Here is a 17,089-nt window from a genome sequence, read left to right as displayed (position 1 = left end):
TTGAAACTCTCGCTGTATTTGGACATGCAAAACCCCCGAAGGTTGTGTCCAACTTTCGGGGGTCAGTTCACGAGGCGGCCTTTTTCGTTGTGGCGGATGTGCCTTGAGCCACCGCAGCCCACCTGAACCTTTGTACGGTCGACCTGTTCTACCTACCGGCCAGATTCTGTGGTACACAGGTGGCGCAATTCCATCTGGGGAGGAGCGGAGAATCTATTCTGCCGTGCAGGGCGCATGCTGGTGCTACCGGCATGTGCAGACCGTCTGAGGAAAATTTGACGATCAGGGAGGAATGCCATGCGCTTGGTTGCGTTTTTCGCCGTCGTTTCCGTTGCAACTTTCATCGCCAATCCATCGCGGGCACAGGACGCCGCGGCGGGCGAGAAGGTCTTCACCAAATGCAAGGTCTGCCACGTCGCAGACCAAGACACCAACAAGATAGGCCCTTCGTTGCATGGCGTTATCGGCCGGACGGCCGGCACGCATCCGGATTTTAAATATTCCGAAGCCATGATCGCGGCCGGCACATCCGGCGTCAAATGGGATGAGCCGACACTGACGACGTATCTTCACGACCCCAAGGCAATGGTCAAAGGGACGAAGATGGCGTTTCCCGGCCTCAAGAAGGACGAGGACGTCGCCAACGTCATCGCCTATCTGAAGCAATTTTCCCCGTAACCTGGCTCTTCGGCCGGCCAGAGCGTTTCACCGTTTCACGGAAACGGCGATCCGCTCGATCTCTTTGTTCTTACGCAATTCCGGGCGGAAAACCCCATACACTTTCCTGGAATTGCTCTAGGCTGCCCGGTTTCCATCGATGGTCGTCTCAAATGTCGGTCAAGGAAAGCCTCAAGGATACCGGCGTCCGCCTCTCGGAAGCGACGGCCAGTGATTTCTTTGCGCTCTTGAAGCCTCGGGTCATGGCCCTTGCCGTGTTTACCGCCTTCGTCGGTCTGATGGTGGCGCCCGGCGCGATGAACCCGGTCATCGCCGTGATCGCCATAGGTGCGATTGCGGTTGGAGCGGGAGCGGCCGGCGCGCTCAACATGTGGTACGACGCCGACATCGACGCGCTGATGTCGCGCACGTCAAAGCGGCCGGTTCCGTCGGGCCGCGTCACGGCCGGCGAAGCGCTCGGCTTCGGCCTGGTGCTTTCCGCACTTTCGGTCATGACGCTCGGCGTGCTGGTGGGCTGGCTTGCCGCGTCACTGCTGGCCTTCACCATCTTTTTCTACGTCGTCATCTATACGATGTGGCTGAAGCGCTCGACACCGCAGAACATCGTCATCGGCGGCGCGGCGGGTGCCCTTCCTCCGATGATCGGCTGGGCGGCGGCCACCGGCGCCATCGGCATTGAAAGCCTCATCCTGTTCCTGATCATTTTCCTGTGGACGCCGCCGCATTTCTGGGCGCTCGCACTGTTCAAGGCCGGCGACTATGCCGCTGCCGGCATCCCGATGATGCCGAACGTGGCCGGCCAGGCCTCGACCAGAAGGCAGATCTTCGCCTATTCACTGCTCCTGGCACCGATCGGAGTGCTGCCCTGGGCGTTCGGATTTACGAGCGGGGTCTATGGGATTGTTTCGGCTGCATTGGGCGCGGGTTTCATCTGGCATGCCTGGAACGCCCTGGTCATCCTCGACAAGGAGATGAAGCCGGCCAAGGCGCTGTTTGCCTATTCGATCTTCTATCTTTTCGCGATCTTTGCCGTGCTGCTTGCCGATACCATCGCGATACGCGCGTTCATGTCAGCCGGAGGATGACGGCATGACGCTGTGTTCGGAAACCTCGCCTTCCGGGAGCCTTTTGTAAGAACGGGCGACAAGCTCCAGTCAATGGAGTATATTGATTGCGGTGCAGGTCGCGGTTCGCGTGGCCAGTCATGCAGAACGGCAGCACCGTGAAACCGCGACCTTGCCGGACCTGGTCTGGAGGAACGGGCATGACAAGTTTTCACGTGATTGCAGGCGCCAGCGAAACGCTGGAACACACCAAAATCCGAAAAATCAGTGTTTCCGATCTTTTCGATGCGCTCAAGCGCGGTGTTGACGATTTTATGGTCAAACCGTCGCACATCGTCTTTCTCTGCCTGATCTATCCGCTTGTCGGCGTGGTGCTCGCTGCCTGGACTTCGGGTGCCAATGCGTTGCCGATGTTGTTTCCGCTGGTGTCCGGCTTTGCGCTTATCGGTCCATTCGCGGCGATCGGCCTTTACGAGATCAGCCGCAGACGAGAAGCCGGGCTCGACACCTCCTGGACGCACGCTTTCGAGGTCAGGAATTCTCCGGCCCTGCCAGCCATCGCCGCAGTCGGGATCATGCTGGTTGCAATCTTCATCGCCTGGCTTTTGGCGGCGCAGGTGTTCTACGAATATCTCTTCGGCCCGGCTCCGCCTGCATCGATTTCGGGCTTCATCAATGAAATATTTGCCACCGGACGCGGCTGGTCTCTGATTGTCCTGGGGCACGCCATCGGCTTCGTCTTCGCCGCGGTGGTGTTGTGCACGACGGTTGTCGCCTTCCCATTGCTGCTCGACCGCGACGTCGGCGCCTACGAAGCCATCCACACGTCGGTGCGAGCGGTGCTGGCGAACCCGATCCCCATGGCTGTCTGGGGACTGATTGTCGCCGTCGCCCTGATCATAGGCTCGCTGCCGGTGTTTGCCGGGCTGGCGGTCGTGCTGCCGATCCTGGGTCACGCCACCTGGCATGTCTACCGCAAGGTTGTGGAGCCGCCATCGTCCCCGACGCGGGTCGGCCTCTGACCCCGCAGATCAGCTGATGGGAAGCTTCATCTCCGGTCTTTGACCGGAGATGAAGACTGTGCGTCAGGGCCCCGGTCCGAAGAAGGACAACCGGGTGAGAAGCGTGTAGTCCGCTTCGAAGAGCATCATCGCCACGAACACCAATATCAGAAGCGGCGGCAGGATGATCGCATAGGTCAGCGCCAGCCGCTCCCAGGCCATGTGCATGAACACGGCGACGATCAGCCCGGCCTTGAGGATCATGAAGATCAGGATCAGAGACCATCTGAGATAGCCGTGGATGCCGAGATAATCGACCATGTAGGAGCAGGCGCTGAGGATGAACAGCCATGCCCAGACCACCAGATAGAGCTTGATCGGATGTTCCTGATGAACCTCCGCGACGCCGGTCGGTGGCCCTTGATGCGCATGATCAGAGTGCAGCGCGTGTTGCCCGAGGCCGTTTGCGGTTGCTTCAGCCATGTCAGCCTCTCACCAAAGATAGAAGAATGCGAAAATGAAGACCCAGACCAGGTCGACGAAATGCCAGTAGAGCCCCATGATTTCGACGTTCTCGTAGCGACCCCTGCGGCTGGTGAAGGAGCCGGGACGTCCGACGTCATAGTCTCCACGCCAGACCTTTCGCGCCACGATGATGAGGAAGATCACGCCGATCGTCACATGCGTGCCGTGGAAGCCGGTGATCATGAAGAAAGTCGAACCGAATTGTGCCGCGCCCCAGGGATTGCCCCACGGCCGTACCCCTTCGGTGATCAACTTGGTCCATTCGAAGGCTTGCATGCCGACGAAGGTGGCTCCTAGCGCTGCCGTCAGAAGCATGAGGATTGCGGTTTTGCGGCGGTCGCGGCGATAGCCGAAATTGACCGCCATGGCCATCGTTCCGCTGCTCGATATCAGCACGAAGGTCATGATGGCAATCAGGATCAGTGGAATGTCCGAACCGCCGATGCGAAGCGCAAAGACCTCGCTCGGATTGGGCCACGGCACACGTGTGGAGACGCGCGCGGTCATGTAGGAGAGCAGGAAGCAGCCGAAGATGAAGGTGTCGCTGAGCAGGAAGATCCACATCATGGCCTTGCCCCAGGACACGTTCTTGAACGCGCGCTGATCCGAGGACCAGTCGGCGGCGATGCCTTGCCAGCCTGCGGGCCGCGTCTCCGTTTGGCCGGTATGCGTCAGTGTCGTTTCTGCCATGCTCCTCGACCTCCTAGGTCAGCAACTGCCGGCAAATATCGATGAACGTCGCGGCCCAGCCGGCTAAAAGAGCGAAGATGGCGAGCCAGACGAAAAGCAGGAAATGCCAGTACATGGCGCATAATTCGACGCTGAGGCGAAGCCGTTCCGGCCGTGCCCCGTTCCAGGCGCCGGCGGTTGTCCTGCCCAGGCCCACCAGCCCTCCCACGATATGCAGGCCGTGCATCCCGGTTATCAGGTAGAAAAAACTGTTGGCCGGATTGGAGGCCAGAAAATAGCCATCGGCGGTCAGGTCCCGCCATGCCATGAGCTGCCCGATGAGGAAGGCGATCGCGGTGAGCCCAGCCGCGGTAAGGCCGAGCCTGACCGTGTCCATCTGGCGCTTGCGCGCCGCGATCGAGGCGCATTGCAGCGCAACGCTGCTCAGCACCAGCATGCCGGTGTTGAGCCAGAGCAGGCGTGGGATGGGCAGCGGCTGCCAGTCCGACAGCGCCATACGCATGAAGTAGGCGCTGGTGAACAGCGCAAACAGGCAGCCGACCACGGCGAGGAAGACACCGAGGCCAATCTTGGCGGTCGGCAGGCTCGATCGGTCGAAGGCGACAAAATCTCCTGCCACACCTTGCTCGAGCCATGGTTTCGCCATCAGCCGCTGATGCGAGAGCCACCAGCCGGCAAAGCCGGCGATCACGAGAAGGAAGACCAGGATGACGCTCATGCCGGCTCCCTGGAGGGGCCGAACGTGCCCGGCATGTTTTGCGGAATGAAGTCCTCCTTGGCGCCCGGCACGCTGTAGTCATAGGCCCAGCGATAGACGATCGGCAGATCCTTGCCGAAATTGCCATGCGCCGGTGGCGTCTGCGGCGTTTGCCATTCGAGTGTCGTGGCTCGCCATGGATTGCCACCGGCCTCGCGCCCATGGCGGATGCTCCAGATAAGATTGAACAGGAAAACGATCTGGGCGAAGCCGACGATAAACGCCATGATGCTGATGAACGAGTTCAGGTGATGCGCCGACTCCGTCATGACCGTCACGTCGGTCAGTTCGGCATAGCGCCGCGGCACGCCCATCAGGCCGATGTAATGCATGGGAAAGAAGATCAGGTAGGCGCCGAGGAATGTGACCCAGAAATGGAACCGGCCGAGCGTCTCGTTCAGCATCCGGCCGGTGACCTTCGGGTACCAGTGGTAGATCGCGCCGAAGATGACGACGATCGGAGCAACACCCATGACCATATGGAAGTGAGCGACGACGAACATCGTGTCCGACAGCGGGACGTCGACGACGACGTTGCCGAGAAACAGCCCGGTCAACCCGCCATTGACGAAGGTGACGATGAAAGCCATGGCAAACAGCATCGGTATGGTGAGATGGATGTCGCCCCGCCACAGCGTCAGCACCCAATTGTAGACCTTGATCGCCGTCGGGATGGCGATGATCAGTGTCGTGGTGGCGAAGAAGAAGCCGAAATAGGGGTGCATGCCGCTGACATACATGTGGTGCGCCCAGACCACGAAGCTCAGCGCGCCGATGCCAACGATGGCCCAGACCATCATCCGGTAGCCAAAAATGTTCTTGCGCGCATGCGTGCTGATCAGATCGGAGACGATGCCGAAGGCCGGCAGCGCCACGATGTAGACTTCCGGGTGGCCGAAGAACCAGAACAGATGCTGGAACAGGATTGGGCTGCCGCCATTGTGCTGTAGCTGTTCCCCCATCTCGACGACCGCGGGCATGAAAAAGGAGGTTCCAAGCGCGCGGTCAAGCAGCATCATCACGCAGGCGACGAACAGCGCCGGAAAGGCGAGCAGCGCCATGACGGTGGCGGTGAAGATGCCCCAGACGGTCAGCGGCAGGCGCATCATCGTCATGCCGCGCGTGCGGGCCTGCAGCACCGTCACGACATAGTTCAGACCGCCCATGGTGAAGCCGATGATGAACAGGATCAGCGAGACGAGCATCAGGATGATGCCCCATTCCTGGCCGCCAGGTGTGCCGGTCATGATGGCTTGCGGCGGATAGAGCGTCCAGCCGGCGCCGGTCGGTCCGCCGGGCGCAAAGAAGCTCGACACCAGCACCAGCACGGCAAGGAGGTAGATCCAGTAGCTCAACATGTTGACATAGGGAAAGACCATGTCGCGGGCTCCGACCATCAGCGGGATCAGGTAGTTGCCGAAGCCGCCGAGGAAGAGTGCCGTGAGCAGGTAGATCACCATGATCATGCCGTGCATGGTGATGAACTGGTAGTAGGCCTCGGGGGTGATGAAATCGAACGTGCCGGGGAAGCCGAGCTGCAGCCGCATCAGCCAGGACAGCACCAGCGCGACCAGGCCGATGGCCGTTGCGGTCGCCGAATACTGGATGGCGATGACCTTGGCGTCCTGCGAGAACACATACTTCGTCCACCAGCTGTGCGGATGGTAAAGCTCCATTTCCGCGACTTCGGCGGGCGGGACGGCATCTGCAGGTGTGATATCGACCATAGGCGGAGCACCTCCGTGCCCTTCAGCGGGACCCGACAGTTTCGAGTTTTGCCGCAACTTCTAGAGCTGACGCCGTCGCGTTGCCCGGCGCCTGTTCCACCGAGCCCGTCTGCTGCGGCGCCGACAACTGCGCGAACGTCTGCTGCTGGTCGAGCCAGGCCACATAGTCCTGCTCGGTATCGACCATGACGATGCCATGCATCATCGGGTGCCCCTGGCCGCACAGTTCGGCGCACAGAACCTGGAAGGTCCCGGTCTTGGTGGGGGTGAACCAGAAATAGGTGACCGAGCCCGGTATCATGTCCATCTTGGCGCGGAATTCCGGAACGTAGAAATCGTGCAACACATCGATCGAGCGCAGCAGCATCTTGACCGGCTTGCCGACCGGCAGATGCAGGTCGGCCGCTTCGACCACGACGTCGTCCTGGCCGCTGGGATCCTTGGCGATCACGCCCAGCGGATTTTCAGCGGTGACGTCGCGGGTGTCGGATGTGCCGAGTTTGCCGTCCTTGCCGGGCAAGCGGAAGCTCCACTGCCATTGCTGGCCGACGACTTCGACCACGGTTGCGTCGCTTGGAACGTTGACGAACCGGCTCCAGACAAACAGGCCGGGAACCAGCATGGCGGTAACACCCACTCCGGTGACGATCGTCAGCCACCATTCGAGCCGCTTGTTCTCCGGTTCGTAGGCCGCCTGGTTGCCTTCGCGGTGACGGAAGCGGAAAACGCAATAGGCCATGAATAGGACGACTGCGGCGAAGACGACGCCGGTAATCCAAAAGGTGATGATGATGGTGTTGTCGATATAGTCCCAATTCGAGGCAATCGGAGTCCACCACCATGGGCTCAGGAAGTGGAACAACACCGAGCCCACGACGATCAAAACGAGTACAACCACTATGGGCATGTCCCGTTCCTCCCGGTATTTCAGGGGGCGCGAAGCCGTCCCGGGAAAATACCAAGTGCATCATGCGTGATTTGCGATCGAAATTCTAGAGCCGGTTGTGGAAGGAGCGAAAAATTGCTTCTGCGGCGCCCGGACCTTGCTTCGTTGGTGACGCCGGGGCGACACCTGACCCCCCAAATCAGGGAGGGCAGGGGCTGGTTTGATTCGGCTTGCCTTGTTCCAGCGGGATCAAAGCGCCTTGATGATGATGCAGCCGGCCAAAAGCAGCACGACGCCGGCGAGCCGCATGCCGGAGACAAGCCGCTGCGGCAGGCGGAACCAGCCGAAGGTGTCGACGAAGATGCCGGCGACCTGCTGGCCGGCCACCGTCAGGCTGACGGCAGCTGCCGCTCCGATGACGGGGATGGCGGTGAACACGGTCGTGACATAGGTGGCGCCGGCAAAACCTCCGAGCCAGCCCCACCAGGGCATCGACGACAGGCCGGCGAGGCGAGGGCGGGGCGTCTTCGTCAGGGCAAGCGCGATCAGAAGCACCGCGGCCATGGCCAGCATCGCCACCAGGAACGAGATGGTGCCGACCGCAAACGGCGCGCCGCCAAGGTCGTGCCGAAGCAAGGCGTTTACAGCGCCTTGCACCGGAAGCACGGCGCCTGCCAGCAGCGCCAGTCCGATCCACCCTGGTCTTGAGGATGCGGTATTGTCGGCCGCGCCCTTCTGTCCCAGAACGATGAGGGCAGCCCCGGCAAGCAAGACGAGCATGCCGAAGGCAGGCCCGGCTCGCAGTCCGGCTTCGGGGATCCCGAGCCAGCCGAACGTGTCGAGGGCGAAGGATGCAAGCATCTGCCCAGCGATGAAGAGCCCGACGGACACGACGGCGCCAAGGCGAGGGAACAGAAGAATGGTCGAAACAACGTAGAAGGCCGAAGCCATGCCGCCGATCGCATGCCACCATTCGGCTTGCCGAACGGCAAGCAGAGCCGGTGTCGTTCCGGTGAGGGCCGTGATCGACAACAGCACGATGGCGCCGACCGCGAGCTGAAGCGTGGTCGCGGCAAAGGGTGAGCCGACCGCCTTTGAAAGTTGGGCATTGGCGCCGGCTTGCACCGCAAGCAGGCCACCGGCGACAAGCGCCAGAGGGACGAAGAGGATTTCCACGATCGTATTCCTTGAATGCGGGGTGCGGCGGCTAGGGCATGATCCCAAAAAGTGGGTGCCGGTTTTTGGAAAAGATCATGCTCCAACAAAGGGTTAGGTCATGATGAGATTTCAACCAAATCTCATCATGATCTAAGCGGCAGCCGATGCTTCGGGCAGGGCGGGAACGGCAATGCCTCTGACAACTGCGGAGCGTCGGCCTATGGCGGCATACCAACGCGCCAGGTCTGGCGCGTCATCGAGGCTGAGGCCGAGCCTGGTGACGGCCGCGTTGATCCATGGCCATGTCATCACATCGGCGATGCCGTAGCTTTTGCCGACGATGTGCTCATAGTTCTTGAGCCGGCTATTGAGCACTCGGAAGACGCGTCCGGTTTCGCGCTCAAAACGCTCGATCACATAAGGGATTTTTTCCGGCGCGAAGATTTTGTAATTCCACAATTGGCCAAGCGTCGGGCCGACATGGGCCGCCTGGAACAAGGTCCAGGTCAGCGTATCGTCCGCCTCCTGCGCGCCCACCGGCTGAAGCTTGCCCGACCGTCGCGCCAGGTAGTGTAGGATGGCGCCGGATTCGAAGACCGTTCGGCCGGCGTCCCGGTCGACGATCACCGGGATCTTGTTGTTGGGATTGAGCGCCAGGAAATCAGGCTTGGTCTGGTCGCCCCTTTCGATGTCGACCAAGCGGACCGAGTAGGGCAGGCCGACCTCTTCCAGCATGATCGAGGCCTTGTGCCCGTTGGGTGTCTGGCAGGTGTAGAGTTCTATCGGCGTCATGGCTCTTCTCCGCGACTGTTTCTTTTGTCGTCGGACTCCATATGGCGTGCGTGCATGCGCAGATCGACATGCCGATTCGCCCGCTTGCTCTGCGTTTTTGCACAGCGAAGCGTCATTTTGACTCGCAGAGCGCAGCGCTTTCTTTTATCTTTCTGCAAGAATGCACAGCTCACGCGATATCGACTGGGAAGATCTGCGCATGGTGCTGGCCGTCGCCGATGGCGCTTCGCTGGCGGCGGCGGCTCGGATCCTAGGCGTGAACCACACGACTGTGCTGCGGCGCGTCAACGCCTTCGAGGCGCGGCTGGGTATCCGCCTTTTCGATCGGCTGCCGACTGGCTATGCCCTCACCGCGGGCGGCGAGGAACTGCTGGGCGCGGCACGCACAATGGCCGAGACGGTCAATGAACTGGCGCGCAAACTGTCGGGGCAGGATCTCAGGTTCGAAGGCAGGTTGCGGGTCACCACCACCGATACGCTGATGGCATCGGTGCTGCCGCCGATCCTGGCGGCGTTTCATAAGCTCCATCCCGGCATACGGGTCGAGGCGATGACGCAGAATTCCATCGCCAACCTGACGCAAAGGGATGCAGACGTGGCGATCAGGCCGGTGTCGCAACCGCAGGAAATCCTGGTCGGCCGGCGCATTTCGGGCGTCGCCTTCGCCGCCTACGCGACACGTTCCTATGCCGAAACGCTACCCCCGGAGCCGAGACTGGGTGCGCTGCGCTGGATCGCGCCCGACGACAGCCTGGCCAACACCGGCGTCGCCCGCTGGATGCGGTCGTCGCTGCCCGATGTCGAGATCGCCATACGCGCCGATTCCCTGGTGACGATGTCGCATGCGGCGGGCGCCGGAATCGGGGTTGCGGCGCTGCCCTGTTATCTCGGCGACAGCCTGCCCGGGCTTGTAAGGGTCGGAGGGCTGATCGAGGAGATCGGCTCGGCGCTGTGGGTGCTGGTGCACGACGATTTGCGCCGCACGGCGCGCGTCCACGCCTTCACCAAATTCGTCTCCGGCGAATTGCAGCAGCGGCGCGACCTTCTTGAGGGCAGGCTCGGCGCCGGAGCTTGAGACGCACGCCAGCTGACGCTGGGGTTCAACTCCGCAACAGGTTCCCAAGCTCGGCAACCGTCATCACGCGCCCGAACACCTTGCCTATGATGTCGAGGGTTGCATTGTGCGATGCCTCGTCCAGTCCGCCATTGGCGTCGCTGATGAAAGCCACCTTGTAGTCGCGCATGAAGGCGCTCCGCGCGGTGGATTCGCAGCAGATGCTGGTCACGGTGCCGATGATGATCACCGTGTCGACCCGGCCTGCGCCACGGATGTTGCGCAACACGGTCTCGAGCTGCGTGTTGTGGAAGGCATCGTAGCGGTGCTTCTTGATGACGACATCCCCAGGCAAGGGCGCAAGCGCGGCGACGATTTCGGCGCCGGCGCTGCCTTCCCGCATGCCTTTGGTTTTCAGCTTCGGCTGATAGCTGGTTTCCAGCGGCGAGATATCGAAATGGTCGCTGAGCACATGCTGGGTGTAGATCACCGGGACGCCTTGCGCGCGGCAAAGCTCGACCACCTGCCGCATCGCCGGAATGCGATGGCGGGCCATGGCCACTTCCATGACGGCGCCCTCATCGACGAAGTCGCTTTGCATGTCGATGACCAGGAGGGCTGCGCGTTGCTTGTCGAACGGCCATGGTTCGTCGCCGGGCTGGGGCATTGCGTGTTTCCTGTTTCCGACGTTGATCAGGTGAGCAGCAGGCTCTTCATCGAGACATCGCAATTCCTGCCGATGACGATGTGATCGTGGATGGATGGAGAGATCAAGGTCGTGGCAATCTCGCAGCGAGTTCCGGGATTTGTTTGGGCGACTTGACGCGTCCTCGCTTGGCCTACGGGTCGATGACCGCGATCGCATCGATCTCTATTAGGTAGCCGGGAGACATTACAGCTATCCCGACCACCACGTTTGCTGGCTTGTGATCGCCGAACAGCTCGATCTGGGCCGCTTCGATGATCGGCACGTGTTCGTCGCGTTTGTAATCGACGATGTAGATCGTCATCTTGCAGACTTGCTCAGGCCGAGCGCCGGCGGCAGCAAGCGCTCGGCCGAGATTCCCGAACGCCAGGCGCGCCTGGACTGCGAAATCACCATGGCCAACGAGCTTGCCGTGTATGTCTTCTGGCTGCTGGCCCGAGACGAACACCAGCTTGCTTCCTGTCGCGACGACGACCTGGGAGTACATTTCCGGAATCGGCAGATCATTTGGATTTATGCATTCGAGCGTCATTGAATAGACCTCCTGCAATGGCTGACGGGAACTGATGCTTCGTATTTGCGTCTACCACATTGTCGCCGAAGCGGCGCTTCCGTCGCAATATCACTTCTACACCGCAAGCGTGGGCGTTTGAGCCAAAGCGGAATGTTGCTGATTGGCTCGCGAGCGGTGGCGTTTGGGGTTGACGGCGCCCGCGAGCGTCGGGCTCAGATCAGCAGCAGGCCCTTCATCGAGGCGTTGCCTTTCTTGCCGATGATGATGTGGTCGTGGACGGCGATGCCGAGCGGCTTGGCGCTGTCGATGATCTGCTTGGTCATTTCGATGTCCGCATGCGATGGTGTCGGATCGCCGGAAGGGTGGTTATGCACCAGGATGACGGCGCTGGCCGATAGTTCCAGCGCGCGCTTGATCACTTCGCGCGGATAGACCGGCGTGTGGTCCACGGTGCCGACCTGCTGTACCTCGTCGGCGATCAGCACGTTCTTCTTGTCGAGAAACAAGATGCGGAACTGTTCGCGGTTCTCGAACGCCATCGCCGAGCGGCAGTACGCAAGAAGCTGCGTCCAGTTGGACAGCACCTCGCGGTCGCGAACCTCGGTCCGCGCCATGCGCTGCGCGGCAGCGGCAATCACCTTCAGGTCGACCGCCACGGCGGGGCCGATGCCCTTCACCTCCTGCAGCAGCGCCACCGGTGCGCCAAGCACTTCGCCAAAAGTGCCGAAGCGCGCCAAGAGCGCCTTGGCGATCGGCTTGGTGTCGACGCGCGGGATCAGGCGAAACAGCAGCAGTTCGAGAAGTTCGTAGTCGGGCAGGGCGTCCGCGCCGCCGGCAACGAAGCGCTCGCGCAAACGGTCGCGATGGCCGTGATAGTGTGGCGTCTCGGTCAGTTTGTCCTTGGGCGTCTTGTCCTTCGCCGGCGGTTCAAGCCACCGCTCGGAGAAGAACCCCCGTTCGTCGTCACCGCTCTTCCCCATCGACCCCCCACACTCCCCGAAGGCTTCGACGGCAGATTAGAGCGGTAAGCAGCGCGCGGTCGAGTTTTTTCGGCGACGGCGCCTCAAAGCCGCGGCTTGAGGCGATCTTGTTTTCAGCTGACCGCCGGCAGGCCGGGGCGGTCGAGCTTGTTTGGCGACAGGGTGAAAATCTCGCAGCCAGTTTCGGTGACGCCGATCGTGTGTTCGTACTGCGCCGACAGCGAGCGGTCGCGCGTCACCGCCGTCCAGCCGTCCGACAGCACTTTCACATGCGGCCGGCCAAGATTGATCATGGGCTCGATGGTGAAGATCATGCCCGGCCGCATCTCGACGCCTTCCGAGGCGGTGCCATAGTGCAGGATGTTGGGTGCGTCGTGGAACAGCTGGCCAACGCCGTGGCCGCAGAAATCGCGCACCACCGAGCAGCGCTCTGCCTCGGCATAGGTCTGGATGGCGGCGCCGATGGCGCCGGTGCGGGCGCCGGGCCGGACCGCCGCGATTCCGCGCATCAGGCACTCATGAGTGACTTCAAGCAGGCGTTCGGCGGCGCGCTTGATGGTGCCGACGGGATACATGCGCGAGGAATCGCCGTGCCAGCCGTCGAGGATGTAGGTGACGTCGATGTTGACGATGTCGCCATCCTTCAACGGCTTGTTGTCTGGAATGCCGTGGCAGACGACGTGGTTGATCGAGGTGCAGGACGATTTGGTGTAGCCGCGGTAGTTGAGCGTCGCCGGTAGCGCGCCTTGGTCCATGCCGAATTCGAAGACGAAACGGTCGATGGTCTCGGTGGTGACACCCGGCTGGACCATCGGCACCAGTTCATCAAGGCAGCGCGCGGTGAGATCGCAGGCCTTGCGCATGCCGGCAAATCCTTCTTCGCCGTAGAGGCGGATCTGGCCGGTGTTCCTGAGGGGTGCCGTGGCGGCGTCGAGATAGGTTACCATAGTGTCCGTTTGCCTGTAAGCGGGCGGCGCATATCAGCCCGTTAGAAAATTTCCTCAGATTTGGCACTGCAAGCCGCAAGGTTCAAGGAAGAACTGCCGGCAATGGACTGATACTGGCGATATTCCTGGCTTGCGCGACCGCTCAGATGACATCCAGGTGCGCGATCTCCTCCGAATGCCGAGATCGCACTGACGACACATTTTCGCGCAAAAGCAGCCAAAGCAACTTTTGACGACGAACGGCGTTGCTGTGGTCGACGCCAGTTCGGGAGATATAGAATGGACAGATTGCAATTCGAGGTGCCGGTGCGCATCGCGCCCGCGCCCGGGCTGCCGGTAGAGGAAATATACAGCGTCGAACAGGCGCTGGATATCCTGCATGACTGGCCAAGGAAGCGACAGGGCAAGGTCTATGAAGCGGCGTTCAATGCCTGCTTCGGGGCCACGGTGGATGTGGTCAGGACTGAGGACGCCTGGCGCGCCTTCATGGCGTTTTGCCGGGTCAGTGGCCTGCTGGCCAGGGATATGATGGTTACGGCCAAGCGCGCCGGCGAGGCGAGGGGCCTGAGGGTCTAGAGTTCTGCTTGGCCTGGAGGCCGGCCAACCGACTCGTTCCAATCGGCGCGGACTCCGCGGCGTTAAGGTTCCGTTTCCGACTTCACAGCTAGGCATGAGCCATAGAGCAGCGTCTGATTCGTTGCGTCGGTTTCATGGTGCAGAACATGTCTTCAGCCAATGTGCGTACCTTCCCGCTAGATCGGCAGACCGTGCTGGTGCGCGAGGTCGCCGCAAGGCTGGGCAGACTGCACGGCGACACGGCCACGTCGTTCTGGAAGGCCACGGCGCGCGAACTCCTCGACAAGGCGGTCGCGGCCGGCTGCGATGCGGCTTCGGCGGCCAACGATGTCCGCCGGTTTTTTGCCGCGGTCCAGGACGAGATGCATTTCAAGGCGGACGATGCCGCACCGGGGCAGCGCCGGACGCGCACCCGCCCCTAGCCTCATACAGAGCACACACGCGCTCGTCATTGTGTGGCCAACCGTGGACCGGTCTTGGCGTCGACGAATCTCGGGCCTTGCGCTGTCGATCGTGCCGTCCCAGCCACGGCGAGCGCCTTGTTGAACGCGAGACAGGCGATGAAATACTGGTCGCGCTCGGCCCTGGCGACGTCGGTCATCGCCAAGGAAATCGTCGAGCGCTATGGCGGGACTATCATGCCGGAGACCTGCCTGACGGATGGCTTTTGCAGATGGTGGGATCGACGCGGTTTAGCGCAAGGCGTCGGCCTCTCGGCGATCCCTGTGCCGACCCGATCCGAATCGGCTATGCCTGCGCGATGCAGGAAACGTCTCTCTACATCCCGGTGAAGCGGTTTCTCGAGAGCCTGGAATTCACGGTCAAGGGCGAAGTCGGGCACTGCGATATCGTGGCGGTGCGCGACGGCGAGCCGCCTGTGCTGGTCATCTGCGAACTGAAATTGCAGTTCAACCTCGAACTGGTGCTGCAAGGTGTCGATCGCGCCGCGGCATGCGACGAAGTGTGGCTGGCCGCGCGCATGTCGGCGCGTGGCAAAGGCCGCGAGCACGACCGCCGTTTTCGCGCGCTGTGCCGGCGGCTCGGCTTCGGGCTTCTGGCTGTCAGCGGCAAGGGGGAGGTCGAAGTGCTGCTCAGCCCGGCGGCTCTGCCGCCGCGTCGCGATCCGAAGCGGCGCTCCCGACTGATGGAGGAACACCGTCGCCGGCGCGGCGATCCGGTGGTCGGCGGTGGTTCGCGCGCCCCGATCATGACCGTCTACCGGCAGGATGCGCTGGCCTGCGCCGCAGCCATGACCGACGGGCCGAAACGCCCGCGCGATCTGAAAGCGATTTCGCCGCGCGCGCCCAGCATCCTATTGGACAATGTCTATGGCTGGTTCGCCAGGGCCGAGCGCGGCGTCTACGCGCTGACCGAGGGTGGTCACGCGGCGTTACAGCGCTGGCCGCAGGTAGCGCACGACCAAGGGTGAGTGGTCGGAGATTGCCGCGAGCAGGCGCCGAGGGAAACCTCGGCACGGCAGCCGCTGTTCGCCGTTTCAACCGATTCGCCGCGCCACCGTTCCAGCCGCTGCTAGTTCGGCGGCTGCCGCGAGGCTTCCTGTTTTCCTGAAAGATCTGGTACGCCCAAGGGGAATCGAACCCCTGTTACCGCCGTGAAAGGGCGGTGTCCTAACCGCTAGACGATGGGCGCGCTCAGACGAAGCGGCTTATAATTGCGTTGTTGCCAACCGGCAACCCATCAGCCGCCAGATGCGGAAACTTTTTTCAAGAGGGGCGAAAACGGCCAGTTTGGTGAGCCAGCGCAGGTTTTCTGCCCTCGCGTCATTGCACATCTTTGGAGATTAGCCTGAACGCCCCGCGCAGTCGTCATCCTATGGTCTGCGCCGCGTCGCTGCGCGCCTTGCTTCGCCATAGGATGACGAAGTCGCGGGTGCCTCGGCTAATCTCGAACGTCGCTGATAGCTAATCGGGAAAAACGGCAGGCTGCTAACGGCCCCTCGGCCCGTTTGCCGAATGGGGATGCTAACCCCGCCGGCGGCAGCGCCAGTTCCAGTCGCGCTCGGGGCCGACGTCGACGTGAACGGATTCGGTATGGCAGTAGGTGCCGACGCCGCCGCGGCCGGGCATGGTTCGGATGTAGCTCGCCAGTTCCCATTTGGAGACGCCGGGAACCTGGATGTCGGCGGCGGCGCAATACATGTGCAGCGAATTCTTGGCGCCGTTGGCGCGGCGGTTGCGGGCCGGGTCGCGGTAGCCTGATGTGACCATCATCTTGCGGCCGTAATGGCCTTCGATGGTCTTCAGCACACGCACCAGCGACGGCTTCAGGCAGGCGACGTCGACGCTCTCGTTTTGCTTCAACAGGCCATTGGGCGCCAGCCGGGCGAGGCCGGCGGCGGAGGCCACCTGATAGGCGCCGCCCGAACCCTCGTCCTCGTTCAGGTCGACGTCGCTTTCGTCGTCGAGGCCGGATTTGCGCTTGATCTCGAACAGCGCCGTCTGGCGCACGCCGGGCAAGGCATCGCTGCCGGTGATGTGGTTGCTCTCGTTGCCAAGCGAGGCAAGCTGCAAGGGCTTGTCGGCGGAATTGGCTGACGCTAGCGTGATGATCGGCTTTGCCGGGGCGGCCTTCTGGGCAGCAACCGCAGGCTGTTCGCCCGAGCGCGAGTTGACCAGCGGAGCAGGTGCCGCCGAGGTTGGCGTGGTGCTGAACAGTGAGGCCAGGAAGCCCTTCTTCGGCGTGTCGATCTGCTGGGGCGCGGCGGTCACGTAGACCTCGTTGGTCGCGGGTGCCGCTGCCGTCGCTTTCGGTGCGGTCACGCCGGCATCGGCGGCGGCGATCTTCTGCGCCACGGCGTCCGTTGCGGCCGCGGTCTGTGCTGACTGCTGCAGCGACTGCGGCGTCTGGCCGACAATGGTTTCGGAGCCGGCGGGAACATTGACCGGGAAGCCGGTGCCGGGCTTGGCCACCGGCACATAGGCGACCTGCTCGGGCAGTGTCGCATCGCCCGCTGCCGTCATCATCATCTGCGGCCCGGTGGATGTGACCTGCACCGTCGAATCGCCCGGCGCCG

Annotated in this window: 20 protein-coding genes and 1 tRNA gene; 7 read left to right on the top strand and 14 right to left on the bottom strand. The window is 62.2% G+C overall.

The features are described from left to right. The first annotated feature begins 297 nt into the window (after positions 1-297). The 3 genes from NKI61_RS29340 to NKI61_RS29330 all read left to right on the top strand — a co-directional run bounded on the left by NKI61_RS29340 (position 298) and on the right by NKI61_RS29330 (position 2,764). Entirely contained in the window at positions 298-678 is a 381-nt protein-coding gene (locus NKI61_RS29340) for a c-type cytochrome (RefSeq protein ID WP_023667668.1), read from the top strand. A gap of 152 nt (positions 679-830) precedes the next feature. After that, positions 831-1,763 (top strand): heme o synthase, encoded by a 933-nt coding sequence (locus tag NKI61_RS29335; RefSeq protein WP_023688232.1) that lies wholly within the window; start codon positions 831-833, stop codon positions 1,761-1,763. Between the two features lie 179 nt (positions 1,764-1,942). Beyond that, on the top strand, positions 1,943-2,764 hold the full coding sequence (locus tag NKI61_RS29330) for a DUF2189 domain-containing protein (protein WP_023691119.1): 822 nt from the start codon (positions 1,943-1,945) through the stop codon (positions 2,762-2,764). Between the two features lie 63 nt (positions 2,765-2,827). Here NKI61_RS29330 and NKI61_RS29325 read toward each other — a convergent pair whose 3' ends face one another. The 7 genes from NKI61_RS29325 to NKI61_RS29295 form a co-directional block, all read right to left on the bottom strand. Then, positions 2,828-3,226, bottom strand: a complete 399-nt coding sequence (locus tag NKI61_RS29325) for a cytochrome C oxidase subunit IV family protein (RefSeq protein ID WP_023741490.1) — start codon at positions 3,224-3,226, stop codon at positions 2,828-2,830. Positions 3,227-3,235: 9 nt separating this feature from the next. Next, complete coding sequence (locus NKI61_RS29320) at positions 3,236-3,958, bottom strand: heme-copper oxidase subunit III family protein (RefSeq protein ID WP_352841981.1); 723 nt, start codon at positions 3,956-3,958, stop codon at positions 3,236-3,238. Between the two features lie 13 nt (positions 3,959-3,971). Continuing rightward, complete coding sequence (locus NKI61_RS29315) at positions 3,972-4,676, bottom strand: cytochrome c oxidase subunit 3 (RefSeq protein ID WP_352841980.1); 705 nt, start codon at positions 4,674-4,676, stop codon at positions 3,972-3,974. Continuing rightward, complete coding sequence (ctaD, locus tag NKI61_RS29310) at positions 4,673-6,442, bottom strand: cytochrome c oxidase subunit I (protein ID WP_023681631.1); 1,770 nt, start codon at positions 6,440-6,442, stop codon at positions 4,673-4,675. The genes NKI61_RS29315 and ctaD overlap by 4 nt, the downstream gene beginning before the upstream one ends. A 22-nt stretch (positions 6,443-6,464) precedes the next feature. Beyond that, on the bottom strand, positions 6,465-7,349 hold the full coding sequence (locus NKI61_RS29305; protein ID WP_023667661.1) for a cytochrome c oxidase subunit II: 885 nt from the start codon (positions 7,347-7,349) through the stop codon (positions 6,465-6,467). 228 nt (positions 7,350-7,577) lie between these two features. After that, positions 7,578-8,504, bottom strand: coding sequence for a DMT family transporter (locus NKI61_RS29300; protein WP_023667660.1), 927 nt, complete (start codon positions 8,502-8,504; stop codon positions 7,578-7,580). Between the two features lie 132 nt (positions 8,505-8,636). Further along, positions 8,637-9,278 (bottom strand): glutathione S-transferase family protein, encoded by a 642-nt coding sequence (locus NKI61_RS29295; protein WP_027050354.1) that lies wholly within the window; start codon positions 9,276-9,278, stop codon positions 8,637-8,639. A 160-nt stretch (positions 9,279-9,438) separates the two neighbouring features. Between NKI61_RS29295 and NKI61_RS29290 the strand changes: the two genes are divergently transcribed. Beyond that, the gene (locus tag NKI61_RS29290; protein WP_023701662.1) at positions 9,439-10,353 is read left to right on the top strand and encodes a LysR family transcriptional regulator; all 915 of its coding nucleotides are present in this window, start codon (positions 9,439-9,441) and stop codon (positions 10,351-10,353) included. A gap of 25 nt (positions 10,354-10,378) precedes the next feature. On the opposite strand, the gene NKI61_RS29285 is transcribed toward NKI61_RS29290, so the two are convergent. From NKI61_RS29285 to map, 4 genes are all read right to left on the bottom strand, one after another. Continuing rightward, positions 10,379-10,999, bottom strand: coding sequence for an isochorismatase family protein (locus NKI61_RS29285; RefSeq protein WP_023751542.1), 621 nt, complete (start codon positions 10,997-10,999; stop codon positions 10,379-10,381). Positions 11,000-11,171: 172 nt separating this feature from the next. Further along, positions 11,172-11,570 carry a RidA family protein gene (locus NKI61_RS29280; RefSeq protein ID WP_023701658.1) on the bottom strand — a complete coding sequence of 133 codons (399 nt, stop codon included), beginning with the start codon at positions 11,568-11,570 and terminating at the stop codon, positions 11,172-11,174. Positions 11,571-11,764: 194 nt separating this feature from the next. Then, positions 11,765-12,532, bottom strand: coding sequence for a RadC family protein (gene radC, locus NKI61_RS29275; RefSeq protein ID WP_352841979.1), 768 nt, complete (start codon positions 12,530-12,532; stop codon positions 11,765-11,767). Between the two features lie 113 nt (positions 12,533-12,645). Further along, positions 12,646-13,479, bottom strand: coding sequence for a type I methionyl aminopeptidase (map, locus tag NKI61_RS29270; RefSeq protein WP_023744793.1), 834 nt, complete (start codon positions 13,477-13,479; stop codon positions 12,646-12,648). Positions 13,480-13,758: 279 nt separating this feature from the next. Here map and NKI61_RS29265 point away from each other — a divergent pair, with 279 nt between their 5' ends. After that, positions 13,759-14,055: a DUF982 domain-containing protein gene (locus NKI61_RS29265; RefSeq protein ID WP_023681622.1), complete on the top strand. Its 297-nt coding sequence runs from the start codon at positions 13,759-13,761 to the stop codon at positions 14,053-14,055. 146 nt (positions 14,056-14,201) lie between these two features. Then, positions 14,202-14,477, top strand: coding sequence for a DUF6074 family protein (locus NKI61_RS29260; RefSeq protein WP_023681621.1), 276 nt, complete (start codon positions 14,202-14,204; stop codon positions 14,475-14,477). Positions 14,478-14,503: 26 nt separating this feature from the next. On the opposite strand, the gene NKI61_RS29255 is transcribed toward NKI61_RS29260, so the two are convergent. After that, positions 14,504-14,656: a hypothetical protein gene (locus NKI61_RS29255; protein WP_023681620.1), complete on the bottom strand. Its 153-nt coding sequence runs from the start codon at positions 14,654-14,656 to the stop codon at positions 14,504-14,506. 159 nt (positions 14,657-14,815) lie between these two features. On the opposite strand from NKI61_RS29255, the gene NKI61_RS29250 reads away from it, so the two are divergent. After that, the gene (locus tag NKI61_RS29250) at positions 14,816-15,484 is read left to right on the top strand and encodes a DUF2161 domain-containing phosphodiesterase (protein WP_023714255.1); all 669 of its coding nucleotides are present in this window, start codon (positions 14,816-14,818) and stop codon (positions 15,482-15,484) included. Between the two features lie 146 nt (positions 15,485-15,630). Here the strand turns inward: NKI61_RS29250 and NKI61_RS29245 are convergent. Further along, positions 15,631-15,705 (bottom strand) — tRNA-Glu (locus tag NKI61_RS29245). Positions 15,706-16,037: 332 nt separating this feature from the next. Continuing rightward, positions 16,038-17,089 (bottom strand): YcbK family protein (locus tag NKI61_RS29240; RefSeq protein ID WP_352841978.1); only part of this gene is annotated, 1,052 nt, incomplete at its 5' end.

Origin of the sequence: Mesorhizobium sp. M0514 (assembly GCF_040321145.1) — a bacterium.
Lineage (GTDB): Bacteria > Pseudomonadota > Alphaproteobacteria > Rhizobiales > Rhizobiaceae > Mesorhizobium.
This window is presented reverse-complemented; position numbering and strand designations above follow the sequence as displayed.

Excerpts from the sequence above, each read along its gene's own strand:
- NKI61_RS29340 (WP_023667668.1), top strand. The coding sequence starts at position 298 with ATGCGCTTGGTTGCGTTTTTCGCCGTCGTTTCCGTTGCAACTTTCATC.
- NKI61_RS29335 (WP_023688232.1), top strand. The coding sequence starts at position 831 with ATGTCGGTCAAGGAAAGCCTCAAGGATACCGGCGTCCGCCTCTCGGAA.
- NKI61_RS29330 (WP_023691119.1), top strand. The coding sequence starts at position 1,943 with ATGACAAGTTTTCACGTGATTGCAGGCGCCAGCGAAACGCTGGAACAC.
- NKI61_RS29325 (WP_023741490.1), bottom strand. The coding sequence starts at position 3,226 with ATGGCTGAAGCAACCGCAAACGGCCTCGGGCAACACGCGCTGCACTCT.
- NKI61_RS29320 (WP_352841981.1), bottom strand. The coding sequence starts at position 3,958 with ATGGCAGAAACGACACTGACGCATACCGGCCAAACGGAGACGCGGCCC.
- NKI61_RS29315 (WP_352841980.1), bottom strand. The coding sequence starts at position 4,676 with ATGAGCGTCATCCTGGTCTTCCTTCTCGTGATCGCCGGCTTTGCCGGC.
- ctaD (WP_023681631.1), bottom strand. The coding sequence starts at position 6,442 with ATGGTCGATATCACACCTGCAGATGCCGTCCCGCCCGCCGAAGTCGCG.
- NKI61_RS29305 (WP_023667661.1), bottom strand. The coding sequence starts at position 7,349 with ATGCCCATAGTGGTTGTACTCGTTTTGATCGTCGTGGGCTCGGTGTTG.
- NKI61_RS29295 (WP_027050354.1), bottom strand. The coding sequence starts at position 9,278 with ATGACGCCGATAGAACTCTACACCTGCCAGACACCCAACGGGCACAAG.
- NKI61_RS29290 (WP_023701662.1), top strand. The coding sequence starts at position 9,439 with ATGCACAGCTCACGCGATATCGACTGGGAAGATCTGCGCATGGTGCTG.
- NKI61_RS29285 (WP_023751542.1), bottom strand. The coding sequence starts at position 10,999 with ATGCCCCAGCCCGGCGACGAACCATGGCCGTTCGACAAGCAACGCGCA.
- NKI61_RS29280 (WP_023701658.1), bottom strand. The coding sequence starts at position 11,570 with ATGACGCTCGAATGCATAAATCCAAATGATCTGCCGATTCCGGAAATG.
- radC (WP_352841979.1), bottom strand. The coding sequence starts at position 12,532 with ATGGGGAAGAGCGGTGACGACGAACGGGGGTTCTTCTCCGAGCGGTGG.
- map (WP_023744793.1), bottom strand. The coding sequence starts at position 13,479 with ATGGTAACCTATCTCGACGCCGCCACGGCACCCCTCAGGAACACCGGC.
- NKI61_RS29265 (WP_023681622.1), top strand. The coding sequence starts at position 13,759 with ATGGACAGATTGCAATTCGAGGTGCCGGTGCGCATCGCGCCCGCGCCC.
- NKI61_RS29260 (WP_023681621.1), top strand. The coding sequence starts at position 14,202 with ATGTCTTCAGCCAATGTGCGTACCTTCCCGCTAGATCGGCAGACCGTG.
- NKI61_RS29255 (WP_023681620.1), bottom strand. The coding sequence starts at position 14,656 with ATGACCGACGTCGCCAGGGCCGAGCGCGACCAGTATTTCATCGCCTGT.
- NKI61_RS29250 (WP_023714255.1), top strand. The coding sequence starts at position 14,816 with ATGCAGGAAACGTCTCTCTACATCCCGGTGAAGCGGTTTCTCGAGAGC.